At 54.3% G+C, this 13,125-nt stretch carries 10 protein-coding genes, 1 tRNA gene and 1 pseudogene; 2 read left to right on the top strand and 10 right to left on the bottom strand.

Annotation, left to right across the window (positions count from 1 at the left end; genetic code table 11):
- Positions 1-55: 55 nt before the first annotated feature.
- The 6 genes from ACZRMH_RS07730 to ACZRMH_RS07705 form a co-directional block, all read right to left on the bottom strand.
- Entirely contained in the window at positions 56-328 is a 273-nt protein-coding gene (locus ACZRMH_RS07730; protein WP_016782315.1) for an HU family DNA-binding protein, read from the bottom strand.
- A gap of 145 nt (positions 329-473) precedes the next feature.
- Positions 474-2,870 carry an endopeptidase La gene (gene lon / locus ACZRMH_RS07725; protein WP_464012892.1) on the bottom strand — a complete coding sequence of 799 codons (2,397 nt, stop codon included), beginning with the start codon at positions 2,868-2,870 and terminating at the stop codon, positions 474-476.
- 163 nt (positions 2,871-3,033) lie between these two features.
- Positions 3,034-4,317: an ATP-dependent Clp protease ATP-binding subunit ClpX gene (clpX, locus tag ACZRMH_RS07720; RefSeq protein WP_016782313.1), complete on the bottom strand. Its 1,284-nt coding sequence runs from the start codon at positions 4,315-4,317 to the stop codon at positions 3,034-3,036.
- A gap of 106 nt (positions 4,318-4,423) precedes the next feature.
- Complete coding sequence (gene clpP, locus ACZRMH_RS07715) at positions 4,424-5,065, bottom strand: ATP-dependent Clp endopeptidase proteolytic subunit ClpP (RefSeq protein ID WP_464012891.1); 642 nt, start codon at positions 5,063-5,065, stop codon at positions 4,424-4,426.
- 90 nt (positions 5,066-5,155) lie between these two features.
- The gene (gene tig, locus ACZRMH_RS07710; protein ID WP_464012890.1) at positions 5,156-6,466 is read right to left on the bottom strand and encodes a trigger factor; all 1,311 of its coding nucleotides are present in this window, start codon (positions 6,464-6,466) and stop codon (positions 5,156-5,158) included.
- 362 nt (positions 6,467-6,828) lie between these two features.
- A tRNA-His gene (locus tag ACZRMH_RS07705) sits at positions 6,829-6,904 on the bottom strand.
- 524 nt (positions 6,905-7,428) lie between these two features.
- On the opposite strand from ACZRMH_RS07705, the pseudogene ACZRMH_RS07700 reads away from it, so the two are divergent.
- Positions 7,429-7,636: pseudogene (locus tag ACZRMH_RS07700) on the top strand (hypothetical protein); the annotation flags it as partial.
- 509 nt (positions 7,637-8,145) lie between these two features.
- A complete protein-coding gene (locus ACZRMH_RS07695; protein ID WP_464012889.1) occupies positions 8,146-9,963 on the top strand; it encodes a DUF4214 domain-containing protein in 1,818 nt (605 codons plus the stop codon).
- Between the two features lie 337 nt (positions 9,964-10,300).
- Here the strand turns inward: ACZRMH_RS07695 and ACZRMH_RS07690 are convergent, their stop codons facing one another.
- The 4 genes from ACZRMH_RS07690 to ACZRMH_RS07675 form a co-directional block, all read right to left on the bottom strand.
- Positions 10,301-10,819 (bottom strand): DUF2514 family protein, encoded by a 519-nt coding sequence (locus tag ACZRMH_RS07690; RefSeq protein ID WP_464012888.1) that lies wholly within the window; start codon positions 10,817-10,819, stop codon positions 10,301-10,303.
- The gene (locus tag ACZRMH_RS07685; RefSeq protein ID WP_464012887.1) at positions 10,816-11,421 is read right to left on the bottom strand and encodes a glycoside hydrolase family 19 protein; all 606 of its coding nucleotides are present in this window, start codon (positions 11,419-11,421) and stop codon (positions 10,816-10,818) included. The genes ACZRMH_RS07690 and ACZRMH_RS07685 overlap by 4 nt, the downstream gene beginning before the upstream one ends.
- Positions 11,422-11,602: 181 nt before the next feature.
- The gene (locus tag ACZRMH_RS07680; RefSeq protein WP_464012886.1) at positions 11,603-11,935 is read right to left on the bottom strand and encodes a DUF1353 domain-containing protein; all 333 of its coding nucleotides are present in this window, start codon (positions 11,933-11,935) and stop codon (positions 11,603-11,605) included.
- Positions 11,936-12,074: 139 nt separating this feature from the next.
- On the bottom strand, positions 12,075-13,043 hold the full coding sequence (locus ACZRMH_RS07675; RefSeq protein ID WP_133144691.1) for an IS5 family transposase: 969 nt from the start codon (positions 13,041-13,043) through the stop codon (positions 12,075-12,077).
- Between the last annotated feature and the right edge of the window lie 82 nt (positions 13,044-13,125).

Below are 13,125 nucleotides of genomic sequence, written 5' to 3'. Positions count from 1 at the left end.
CGCTGCCAAGCCTGGCGTGCGCCTGACCCGGTTGGGTAAAAGGTGTTACAGAAACTTAGTTAACCGCTTCTTTCAGTGCTTTACCGGCTTTGAAGCCTGGTTTTTTAGCAGCAGGAATTTCAAGCGTTTTACCGGTCTGTGGGTTACGACCAATGCGAGCAGGACGATCGGTTACAGAGAAAGTACCAAAACCTACCAGTACCACAGAGTCGCCAGCCTTAAGAGCGCCAGTGACGGATTCGATTACTGCGTCCAGCGCACGGCCAGCTGCAGCTTTCGGGATATCAGCAGATGCAGCGATAGCATCAATCAGTTCCGACTTGTTCACTCTAAGTCCCCTTATATCTATCTGAGAATGTTTCTAAAGTTTTTTGGTAAAAGCAGACGACTGCTGAAGCACTTGTTGACACTTATGAGCCGCTTTATAACAAGGGCTCCAAAACGCGTCAACAAGCCCATCAGGCAAAGCCATATTAATGCGTGCTAATTCTTTCCTTAGAGTCAGACTCTCGCTTGTCGTCCTTGGCAACAATCTCGGGAGCCACATCCGGCAAGGGCTCCGGCGCGTATTGCAGCGCAATTTGCAGGACCTCGTCAATCCATTTAACTGGTTTGATCTGAAGATCCTGTTTGATGTTGTCAGGAATTTCCTTCAGATCACGAACATTTTCTTCAGGAATAATTACCGTCTTGATACCACCACGATGGGCGGCCAGTAATTTTTCCTTCAAACCACCAATGGCCAGTACCTGACCACGCAGGGTAATTTCACCGGTCATGGCAACATCCGCACGCACTGGAATCAGCGTCAAAGCAGAGACCAAAGCGGTGCACATGCCCACACCGGCGCTAGGGCCATCTTTCGGTGTCGCGCCTTCCGGCATATGGATGTGAATATCGCGTTTTTCGTGGAAATCCAACGGGATACCGAGGCTTTTGGCGCGACTGCGGACCACCGTCAAAGCAGCTGTGATCGACTCAACCATCACATCGCCCAACGAACCGGTCTTGATCAGCTGACCCTTGCCAGGCACAACCGCCGCCTCGATGGTCAACAATTCGCCGCCCACCTGAGTCCAGGCCAGACCGGTCACTTGACCGATCTGATCCTGAACTTCAGCCAAACCATAGCTGAATTTTCTTACACCCAGGAAGTGCTCAAGCAGCTCTGAAGTCACAGTAACCGCGAAGCGTTTTTCCATCGCATGCTCTTTGACCGCCTTGCGGCAGATCTTCGCAATCTGGCGCTCAAGCCCCCGTACACCGGCTTCACGGGTGTAGTAGCGAATAATGTCGCGGATGGCTTCGTTATCAAACGCCAGCTCGCCCTTCTTCAAGCCATTGGCTTCAATTTGTTTCGGGGCCAGGTATTTGACAGCGATATTGATTTTTTCGTCTTCGGTGTAGCCCGGCAAACGAATGACTTCCATGCGGTCCAGCAAGGCTGGCGGGATGTTCATCGAGTTGGACGTACACAGGAACATCACATCGGACAGGTCGTAATCGACCTCGAGGTAATGGTCGTTGAAATTGTGGTTCTGCTCGGGATCGAGCACTTCAAGCAATGCCGAAGCCGGGTCGCCACGCATGTCACTGCCCATTTTGTCGATTTCATCGAGCAAAAACAGCGGGTTGCGCACGCCAACCTTGGTCATCTTTTGAATCAATCTTCCTGGCATCGAACCGATATAAGTACGGCGATGGCCACGAATTTCCGCCTCGTCACGCACGCCACCCAGGGCCATACGTACGAATTTACGGTTTGTTGCATGGGCAATGGACTCGGCAAGCGAGGTTTTACCCACACCCGGAGGACCGACCAGGCACAAAACCGGGCCACGAATTTTCTTCACGCGCTTTTGCACAGCGAGATATTCGAGAATCCGCTCTTTGACTTCATCCAGACCATAGTGGTCGGCATCCAGGATGTCTTCAGCGCGCTTGAGATCCAGACGCACCTTGCTCTGGGCCTTCCACGGCACCTGCACCAGCCAGTCGATGTAGGAGCGCACCACGGTGGCTTCTGCAGACATTGGCGACATTTGCTTGAGCTTGTTCAACTCGGCCTGGGCCTTGGCCATTGCATCCTTAGGCAAACCGGCAGCATCGATACGCTTTTTCAGCTCTTCGATTTCATTGTGACCTTCGTCACCATCACCCAGCTCTTTCTGAATGGCCTTCATCTGCTCATTCAGGTAGTACTCGCGCTGGCTGCGCTCCATTTGCTTTTTGACGCGGCCACGGATGCGTTTTTCAACTTGCAGCAGGTCGATCTCGGCATCCAGCAGCGCCAGAACGTGCTCAACACGGGCCTGCAGGTCGATGATTTCGAGGATTTCCTGCTTCTGCTCGATCTTGAGTGCCATATGGGCAGCCATGGTATCGACCAGGCGGCTTGGCTCATCAATGCTGTTAAGCGATGACAGCACCTCGGCCGGAACTTTTTTGCCCAGTTGCACATATTGCTCGAACTGGGAAAGCAGGCTGCGCACAAACACTTCGGATTCGCGATCCGGGGCAGCCACTTCGTCAATCAGGGAGACTTCGGCACTCAGATAACCATCTGCCTGGCCAAAATGCTCAACCGCACCGCGCTGCTCACCCTCAACCAGCACTTTAACCGTGCCGTCCGGGAGTTTGAGCAGTTGCAGTACAGTAGCAATGGTACCGACACGATACAGGGCGTCTTCGCCCGGATCATCGTCAGCAGGATTCTTTTGCGCAAGCAGCAAAATCTGCTTGTCGCCCGTCATCGCAGCCTCAAGGGCCTCGATCGACTTCTCGCGTCCCACGAACAGTGGGATCACCATGTGCGGATAAACCACAACATCGCGCAATGGCAGGAGAGGCAATTCGATGGTTGTCTTCATGATTTCGCCTCTACGGCGGCCATAAGGCCGTAATCAGATGGATGTAAGCTTGAAGCCAAGATGGGGGCAGTCTTGAAAAAAAACAAGCGTTGAACGACAGGAAAAGCAAAGGGGCCCGAAGGCCCCTTCTTTAACACGCAAAATGTAATGCCCGGCACTGCATTTACGCGTCAGGTGCAACCTTGGCAGTCGCTTCGTTGTTTTCATAGATCAACAACGGCTTGGACTTACCTTCTATAACGCTTTCGTCGATCACCACTTTACTCACCTCGGACTGCGAGGGGATTTCGTACATGGTATCGAGCAGCACGCCTTCGAGAATCGAACGCAGGCCACGGGCGCCAGTCTTGCGCTCAAGCGCTCGCTTGGCCACGGCTTTCAGGGCGTCGGCACGGAACTCGAGATCTACACCTTCCATCTCGAACAACTTGCCATACTGCTTGGTCAGCGCGTTCTTCGGCTCGGTCAGAATCTGCATCAAGGCAGCTTCGTCCAGCTCGTCGAGCGTTGCCAGAACAGGCAGACGACCCACGAATTCCGGGATCAGACCAAACTTGACCAGATCGTCAGGTTCAACTTCACGCAGGGATTCGCCAACCTTCTTGCCCTCTTCCTTGCTGCGCACTTCGGCACTGAAGCCGATGCCGCCGCGAGTCGAGCGAGCCTGTACAACCTTTTCCAGGCCCGAGAACGCACCACCACAGATAAACAGGATGTTGCGGGTATCAACCTGCAAGAATTCCTGCTGCGGGTGCTTGCGACCACCTTGCGGCGGTACGGAAGCCACGGTGCCTTCGATCAGCTTGAGCAAGGCCTGCTGCACACCTTCACCGGAAACATCACGGGTAATCGAAGGGTTGTCAGACTTGCGCGAAATCTTGTCGATTTCATCGATATAGACAATACCCATCTGGGCTTTCTCTACGTCGTAATCGCACTTCTGCAGCAGCTTCTGAATGATGTTTTCAACATCTTCGCCCACATAACCGGCTTCGGTCAGCGTGGTTGCGTCAGCGATGGTGAAAGGCACATTCAGCAGACGAGCCAGGGTTTCTGCCAGCAGGGTCTTACCCGAGCCGGTCGGGCCGATCAGCAGGATGTTGCTCTTGCCGAGTTCGACGTCGTCGTTCTTCTTGTCACGCTGGTTGAGGCGCTTGTAGTGGTTGTACACCGCTACAGCCAAAACCTTTTTGGCACGTTCCTGACCAATGACGTATTGATCAAGGATGCCGCTGATTTCTTTTGGCGATGGTAATTTATGCGCGCTGCTCTCGGCCTGGGCTTCCTGCACCTCCTCACGGATGATGTCATTGCACAGGTCAACGCATTCGTCGCAGATAAAGACCGAGGGGCCGGCAATCAATTTGCGCACTTCATGCTGGCTTTTGCCACAGAAGGAGCAATAGAGCAATTTGCCGTTGTCCTCGCCGTTGCGGGTGTCAGTCATTCGATCGATCCAAATCCGATAGGCTTGCAACACAAGATGAAGGCAACTGCGGGCTTTTTCAAGCCCGCAGGTGGTCGGTTAGTCCAACCACCCCCATTTGAGCTGCTTAAGCGGGCATTTGACGCTTGCTGAACACAGAGTCGATCAAACCGTATTCGGTTGCACGCTCGGCGCTCATGAAGTTGTCACGCTCGGTGTCGCGCTCGATGGTTTCGAGAGTCTGGCCCGTATGGAAAGCCAGCAGCGAGTTCAAACGATGACGAATGTTGAGGATTTCCTTGGCATGAATGTCGATATCCGACGCCTGCCCCTGGAAACCGCCCAGCGGCTGGTGAATCATCATGCGCGAGTTCGGCAGGCAGTGACGCTTGCCCGGTGCGCCACCGGCCAACAGGAAGGCGCCCATGCTGCAGGCCTGGCCGATACAGATGGTCGACACGTCCGGCTTGATGAATTGCATGGTGTCGTAGATCGACATGCCTGCAGTCACCGAACCGCCCGGGGAGTTGATGTACAGATGGATGTCCTTGTCCGGGTTCTCGGCCTCAAGGAACAGCAGCTGCGCAGCCACCAGGTTGGCCATGTAGTCTTCTACAGGGCCGACCAGGAAGATGATTCGCTCCTTCAGGAGGCGCGAGTAGATGTCGTAAGCGCGCTCGCCACGGGCGGACTGCTCGACAACCATCGGGACCAGGCCGCCAGCGGCGTGGATATCAGAGTTCTGCTGAATATAAGAATTGCGGGACATGTCCGGCAGTCACTCCCAAATAGTCTTGTCTGGATACGCATAAGCCAGCTCGAGGCTGGCTTATGGTTGTGTTTTCTAACGAGTCAGAAATCAGTCGGCTTGTGGAGCTTCCACCGGCTTGACAGCTTCTTCGTAAGAGACCGCTTTATCGGTCACCTTGGCCTTCTGCAGAACAGTATCCACAACTTGCTCTTCCAGCACAACCGAACGAACCTCGTTCAATTGAGCGTCGTTTTTGTAGTACCAAGCTACAACCTGCTCTGGCTCCTGGTAAGCGGAAGCCATTTCCTGAATCATTTCGCGAACGCGATCTTCGTCAGGCTTGAGGTCGAACTGCTTGACCACTTCAGCCACGATCAGGCCCAGAACTACGCGGCGGTTGGCTTGTTCTTCGAACAGCTCGGCCGGCAGTTGGTCTGGCTTGATGTTGCCACCGAACTGCTGAACAGCCTGCACGCGCAGACGGTCAACTTCGTTGGACAGCAGCGACTTTGGAACTTCGATCGGGTTGGCAGCCAGCAGGCCGTCCATTACCTGGTTCTTGACCTTGGACTTGATGGCCTGACGCAGCTCACGCTCCATGTTCTTGCGAACTTCGGCGCGGAAACCTTCCAGACCTGTTTCCTTGATACCGAACTGGGCGAAGAATTCTTCGTTCAGTTCTGGCAGCTTAGGCTCGGAAACAGTATTCACGGTTACGGTGAACTCGGCTTCTTTGCCAGCCAGATCCAGGTTCTGGTAGTCAGCAGGGAAAGTCAGTTTCAGAACGCGTTCTTCACCGGCTTTGGCGCCTACCAGGCCTTCTTCGAAGCCAGGAATCATGCGGCCCGAACCCAGAACCAGCTGAGTACCGGTGGCGGAACCGCCAGCGAATACTTCGCCGTCTACCTTGCCAACGAAGTCGATGTTCAGCTGATCATCGTTCTGGGCAGCACGGTCAGTCACTTCAAAGCGGGTGTTCTGCTTGCGCAGCACGTCCAGCATCTTGTCCAGGTCGGCATCAGCCACTTCGGCGCTCAGGCGCTCGATAGCGATAGTGTCCAGACCGGTTACTTCAAATTCAGGGAATACTTCGAAAGTAGCAACGTATTCCAGATCCTTGCCCTTTTCAAAAACCTTAGGCTCGATCGAAGGAGCGCCAGCCGGGTTCAGCTTCTGCTCAACTACGGCTTCGTAGAACGAAGACTGGACTACATTGCCCAGCGCTTCCTGGCGCGCATCAGCTTCGTAACGCTGACGGATTACGCTCATTGGCACTTTGCCTGGACGGAAGCCCGGGATCTTGGCCTTTTGGGCAGTCTGTTGCAGACGCTTGTTGACTTCAGCCTCAATACGCTCAGCTGGCACGCCAATGGTCATGCGACGCTCAAGAGCGGAAGTATTTTCAACAGAAACTTGCATGGATATTCCTCGTTGCACAGACATTAGCCGGCCGTTTCCGACCCCATAATCAAGGGCAAGCATTCTAGTGGGTCAAACTCAAGAAGTCACCCTACCGCAAACACCCTGGGAAACGCCCGACAGAAATTAAGTAAAAGCTGCTATCCGGCCGGGCTTCTATATATAGATAGAAGCGCGCATTGATCAATTGCCGATAGCGGGCATCCTTTGGATGCTGCCCCAATCTGCGCGCATTGTCACACAAATCGCAGTGGACGCTAAGCATGCAGCAAACGGGACGGCACAGGGCGCCCTTATGTCAGTTTCTCAAAATGCAGATACAAAAAAACGCCAGATGGTTAATCTGGCGTTTTCTTTAAATATGGGGTGGACGAAGGGGATCGAACCCTCGACAACGGGAGTCACAATCCCGTGCTCTACCAACTGAGCTACGCCCACCATAGCGCGTTTACAGCCCTGCCCGCTTCAAGAAGCAAACAGTTAAAACCAAAGAAAAAAGCCGCTACAAGCGGCTCTATTCAAATTTGGTGCGGACGGAGGGAATCAAATCAAAGCCTGAAGCCCTTACCGTACAAGGCCTGCGATACAAACCGAAAAACCAATGTACTAACCGCTGTACTAAAATGCGCTTGCTGGGAACTCTCCACGAGCACCCTAACGTGTTGGTATTGTTACACAAAATAGGCTCTGCATAGAAACCCTGCCGTAGCAGGGCCAATCCAACGCTAATCCTCGCATACGATCGAGCCTTCTATATATGACGGTGCTCTGTGGTTTGGTGGGGTTTTCATCCTTTATATAGGGGCTGGCGCCCTTGCCAATTCCCCGCATTACCACGCCATTCCCCGCATGACTGGCCCAGAAATTGGCCCAGCCCGCCACGGCGTTCTGCCGACCGCACACCCATCCGACAATCAAGATTACCCCTGCTACGCTTTCAGCAGATCCACGGAGGAATCGTTATGCCAAACTCGGACCTGCACCCTTCCCTGCTGTTCAAGATCAACGAAAATCAACTTGCTCTCGAGGCTGCCATCCTGGAGCTTTCTAACTGGGTCGAACAGCGGGGTGCTATAGATGTCGCCGACAACGTTGCACGGCGCCCTGGATGCAATCGACCGAAATGAAGAGTTCATTAAACTGATGCTCGCGGTGATAATGACGCCGGATGACTGGTCTATTGGTCGGATTTTGTACAATAGCATTGTCGACTGGTTAAATTTCGTACAGCCATGTAACTACCATGAAGCAATTGCTCGCACCTTATCCATCTGATTAATGCTAAAGTTTTTGGTCGAAAAATCGCCTACGACGCGTCTTTACAGACAGCGGTAGCTTTTCTTGAACTCTCGTCATGCGCTGACAATCTAGATGGTGTCCGCACTCAAGCTTAGGGCGGACGGGACGATACAGGTGTGAGATGTCATGCAGCGATGGCTTTTTCCTATTGTTATGGAGCCATATTGCCATGTATGATCCTCGAGCGACTGTATGCTATGTGTTTGATTGGGGTTACAAACACCTATGAACCGTAGCTGACAGAGATGTCAGCGAATTTCGCTGTCTAATAAATTGCCAAATCCTAGATGGGAAATGGCGATCAGGCTGAAGGCCCCGGGGCCTTCTATCCAGGTGGATGCCTGATAGGAATATCGACTCATATTGGAGATGAAACCGTAATGGCTACTACTACTGCACAGATTCAACAGCTGTATGTTGCTTACCTGGGCCGCGCTGCAGACAAAGCTGGTCTGGACTACTGGTTGAACGAGCTGAACGCTGACAACGCAACCCTGACCCTGGAAAACCTGCGCGCTAACTTCGTTAACGAGCAAGCTGAGTACCAGGACGCTTACGCTGGCCTGTCCCGTCAAGACACCGTTATCAAGATCTACAACAACCTGTTCGGTCGTGCCCCGGATGCTGCTGGCCTGGAATACTGGACTACCGGTGGTGGCGCCAGCGTCAACGCTGACCAGCTGCTGACTGCTTTCGTAAACGGCGCTGGCGCTGATGACTCTAAAGTCATCACCAACAAGGTTCTGGTTTCCGAAGTATACACCTCCACCGCTGGGGACAAGTACCTGGCAGCTGATGCCAAAGCTATCATCGCCGACGTCGTTGCAGACGGCGCTTCCGTTGGTGCTGCTCTGGACATGCTGACTGATGGCTCGCTGAGCGGCATCGCTGTGCCAGCTGCTGTAGCTAACTTGAAAGCTTCTGTTGCTGCTGATACAGCTGTAACCACTTTCGAAACTACTAAAGCAGTTGACCTGCTGGCTCTGGAAAACAAGCTGGTAGATTTGTCTAAAGCCGATGCAAACATCGCCAATCAGGACACTACCCTGAAAGCTGGCGCGAAATTTGGCGATGTTAACACTGAGCTGGGTCTTCACTTGGCTGCTGCACGTGTAGGTCTGGGCGATACTAAAACTCTGACTGCAGCTGCTGAAGTTACTGCTGAAGATCTGGTTGATGCGCGCACTGCTCTGACAGCTGCTGACAAGGCTTCGGTTGCTCACGTTACTGCCTACACCGCTGCTCTGGCTGCTGTGAAAGCAAACGTAGCTATCACCACTGCCGACGAAACTCAAGCTGTTAGCACTCTGTCTGCCTTCGCTACTAACCCAGCGAACACCGCAGCTTGGACTAAAGCACTGGCCGACGCTGGTATCACTGCAAGCGCAGCTCCTGCTGATGCAGCAGCGACTGCTCAGACTGTCTACGACGCTCTGACCAGCACCACTGCTTCTGCCGCTGTTATCGCTAACACCAAAGCTTCCTTTGCTTCGGTTACCAACTTCAACAGCGTTACCGCCATTTCTGACAAAGACCTGGCCAACCAGAAAGCCGTAGCTGCTCAGGCTGAAGCTGCGAAGCCGTTGAACGACCTGAAAGACGCAACTGGCGCTGCAAGCACTGCTGGTTCTGACTGGATCAAAGCTCTGGCTCACAACACTGATGCCCAGTCGAAAGTTGCCTCCTCGAAAGCTCTGGATGCTCTGGATTCGTCCTACAAGACCATCACCGACGGCTACAAAGCTGCCACCGACGCTAATAAAGCTGCTGTTGACAAGCTCGTAGCTGACGACGTTCTGGTTGAAACTGCCGGCGCACTGTCTGTTGTTGCAGACGACAGCAAAGCTGAAGTTTTCTACTTCGCACAGAACAAAGTTACTGGCGCTGACGGTTCTTTGACTCTGACCGCTGGTGGCGACTCTCTGTACATCGGCGAAGGCTACACTCTGAACAAGTCTGCCACCCTGGGTGCGAACGGTATCGCTCAGGCTGACAACAACGCGAAAGAAGTGTTCTTCTTCAAAGCCGCTGACAACAGCGTCAAAGCTGTTATCGAAACTTCGGTTATCGGTAGCACCACTGTTGGCGACAACGTTTTGGGCAACCACCCTGACGGCGTCTCGGTCATCACCCTGACCGGCGTAACTGACATTTCGCAAGTAACCTTCGCGAACGGTGTCATCAGCCACGTAGCTTAATTGCTTCGTGATTGATAGCTGCGATGGGCTTAGGCTCATCGCAGGTTGAGCTAAAAACCCGCCCCTCAAAAGGCGGGTTTTTTATTTCATCAATTTTGTTTGATGAATGAAGTAACAGTTAGATACTTTTGAAAAAACCCAGACAAAAAAAACCCGCAGCCTCCGTCGAGGTGCGGGTTTTTAATATATCGACATCGACTATTGGAGACAGTCGACGAACACTCTACATGCCGCACCTTACAATGGCAAGTCGACACTACTGAAAAGATGGCGATTTTCTGCACCAGAATCATGCCAGCACCCGCAAGGGTGATCAATCCTTGATCCTGGGGGCATGCTAAATCTCCCCGAGTGCAATGTAGGCCGTCTCGCAAGTCACTCCCCTTCCCCGGCTTTGATCAGCATCTGCCGCCAAGTCTCCCGCTCTTTGGTCAACGCGCTTGAACACGTCGGCAAGCACCATGACGGCGCGGGTAGCTGCCTGGCTTGCGGCGGCAGTACAGGAATGGCCACCGGCTTGACTGGCTGCGAGTCGAGCGGCAAGGGCGTCGGCCGCCCCGCGCAGGCCGTCAGCAGAAGCGCGAGCAGCGGAAGCATCAGCCGTAGCCTGATCGATCGTGCGTTGACCATCTTGTACCGCCTTGTTGATTGACTGTTGATAGGCCTGTTCGCGCGTCCGGGCGGCTGCCTCATTTTCGGCTTTGGCCTGGGCGTCCCTGGTGTCGCGCGCATTCCACTGTGACTGCCATTCGGCATCCTTCACCGACAGGCCGTGGTGATAGGCGCCGAACAGGGCTCCAGCCACCAGCAGCAGCGCGACTATATAAGGAAGGATCTTTAGCCAGATCGCCGTCATGCCAGCACCTTCAGCGCCTTGTCGTACAAAGCCTGGCGGTCGGCCTGGCCGTTGAGCCCGCCATTGATGCGCCGAGTGATCTTCACGAAATCGCCCTTGTCCGCCAGCGTGTTCAGGCCTTTCGTAGACCAGAACCAGGCCGCCGACATCGCGGCGTACTGCGGCTGCTCCAACAGCGTGGGTTGATTGATCAGGTCAAGGCCCAGGGCTTCCCCACACGCTGCGTAGTTGGCCCGTCCGGTCACCTGGAACAAACCACGACCGCGATATTTCCAGCCATCACCCGGCTCGGTGTTGCCCATGCGACCGGCATACACGATGTTGGCGATCTGCTCGGGCTTGCGGGCTGCTGCCGTTGCTCGAACCAGGTCGAACCGGCTTGGCCAAGTCTTCATCAGGCCCTCAGCGCTGTAGTTCAGGTTTTCCACCAGGCGCGTCAGCTGGCCAGACTCATGGCCGACCTGGGCAATGAATGCAGCAGCGCGCGCGGTACCCACGATGCCGTAGCGGTTCATGGCCGTGTTCAGCACAGGAACAAAAACGCCGGCTTGGCGGCCGGCGTTCGGGAGAATCTGCAGCAGCTGCTGCTCGGTAATGGGCATGACTTTCTCCAAGCGACAAAAATACCCGCACTTGGCGGGCTGGATAGCTGAAACTTGTGGTCGATGGGTTGGGTGCTTCACAGCGCCGGCACTGTTATGATCCCGGCACGCCCTCCTTGCCCACACGTCCATAGAAGGGAATAGAAACCCCGAAGCCCGCGAATCTTCGGGGTTTTGCTTTTCAATCCCCAGACGAAGAAAACCCCGAACGCGTCGGGGTCTTGGTGAAGTGCTTGGCGCCGCCTATCCTGACACCCAGCCAGAACAAATAAGCTCTCCAGCGAGCGACTCCCTCCGCACGCAGCGCCCGGTACAGCACAGCATCCGCCTCCTTGCGACTGACCTGGCCTTCTGAGTAAAGGAAGTCATGCACGGTCGCGGCGTAGTTGCCGTAGCCCGACACCAGGGCAAACAGCACGAACAGAAAGGCGTTGTGCAGCACCTGGATGCTGGCGAAGTCAGTGACGAAGCCGGCCGGTACGATGATCGTGCATTGATCATCGTCGGCCAGCACTAGGGAAGCTCCGATCAACTTGCCGCAACCGCGCAGTAAGTTGAAAATCCCGCTGAATTTGGCGCTATTGACCGCGAAATATCCCGTACGCGCCGCCTTGGCGAGCTTGTCAGCCCATTTCTCCGTGTTACGTGCGTAATTAGCCCATACCCATCAGCTTTTTTCGAGCCATCCATAAATTGGACAAGGCAAACAGCGTGGTCAATTGAGCGGTGTTTTTCATCAGGCCGCGAAAGCGCACTTTCACATAACCGAACTGACGTTTGATCACCCGAAATGGGTGTTCGACCTTGGCACGTGTCTGGGCCTTGAGGTACTCGATTTTGCGCTTGGCTTTGTACAGCACGCTGCGCTTGTTCAGCTTGGAATAGGTGCTGCGTCGCGCGGCGATTTGCCAAACCACTTCACGGTTTTCATGCTCTTCGCGCTTCTCGACACCGGTGTAACCAGCATCAGCGTAGACCGCGTTTTCCTCGCCGTGCAGCAGTTCGGCAACCTGAGTGACATCGGCTACATTCGCCGCGGTGCCGTGAACGTGGTGAACCAGCCCCGACTCAACGTCGGCACCAATATGGGCCTTCATTCCGAAGAAATATTGATTACCTTTCTTCGTCTGATGCATCTCTGGATCGCGTTTACCGTCCTCGTTTTTAGTCGAACTGGGCGCGTGGATAATCGTCGCATCGACGATGGTGCCCTGGCGCAGCGAGAGGCCTTTCTCCTGCAAATAACCGTTGATGACCGCCAGGATCGCCGGCGCCAACTTATGATTCTCCAGCAGGTGTCGGAAGTTCATGATCGTGGTGTCTTCAGGGATCGGCGCGCTCAGGGTCAAGTGCGCAAACTGGCGCATGGGCGTGATTTCATACAGCGCTTCTTCCATGGCAGGATCGCTCAGCGAGAACCAGTTTTGCAGCAAGTGAATGCGCAGCATGGTTTCCAGCGGATACGGTTTTCGGCCACCACCAGCCTTCGGATAATACGGCTCGATCAACGCCAGTAAACCGCTCCAGGGCACGACCTGATCCATCTCGGCGAGGAACCGTTCGCGGCGTGTTTGCTTGCGCTTGCCCGCGTATTCGAAATCGGAAAAGCTCATCTGGCTCATGACGCACTCGGGGCAGGTGGTGAGGCTGTATTTCAGCATACTTGGAGACTTGTTCGGAGTTTCCCTAGGTCATCGAGCAGCT

This window comes from Pseudomonas sp. B414 (genome assembly GCF_055408445.1).
This window is presented reverse-complemented; position numbering and strand designations above follow the sequence as displayed.

Excerpts from the sequence above, each read along its gene's own strand:
- ACZRMH_RS07690 (WP_464012888.1), bottom strand. The coding sequence starts at position 10,819 with ATGACGGCGATCTGGCTAAAGATCCTTCCTTATATAGTCGCGCTGCTG.
- clpX (WP_016782313.1), bottom strand. The coding sequence starts at position 4,317 with ATGACTGACACCCGCAACGGCGAGGACAACGGCAAATTGCTCTATTGC.
- clpP (WP_464012891.1), bottom strand. The coding sequence starts at position 5,065 with ATGTCCCGCAATTCTTATATTCAGCAGAACTCTGATATCCACGCCGCT.
- tig (WP_464012890.1), bottom strand. The coding sequence starts at position 6,466 with ATGCAAGTTTCTGTTGAAAATACTTCCGCTCTTGAGCGTCGCATGACC.
- lon (WP_464012892.1), bottom strand. The coding sequence starts at position 2,870 with ATGAAGACAACCATCGAATTGCCTCTCCTGCCATTGCGCGATGTTGTG.
- ACZRMH_RS07685 (WP_464012887.1), bottom strand. The coding sequence starts at position 11,421 with ATGCCCATTACCGAGCAGCAGCTGCTGCAGATTCTCCCGAACGCCGGC.
- ACZRMH_RS07675 (WP_133144691.1), bottom strand. The coding sequence starts at position 13,043 with ATGAGCCAGATGAGCTTTTCCGATTTCGAATACGCGGGCAAGCGCAAG.
- ACZRMH_RS07695 (WP_464012889.1), top strand. The coding sequence starts at position 8,146 with ATGGCTACTACTACTGCACAGATTCAACAGCTGTATGTTGCTTACCTG.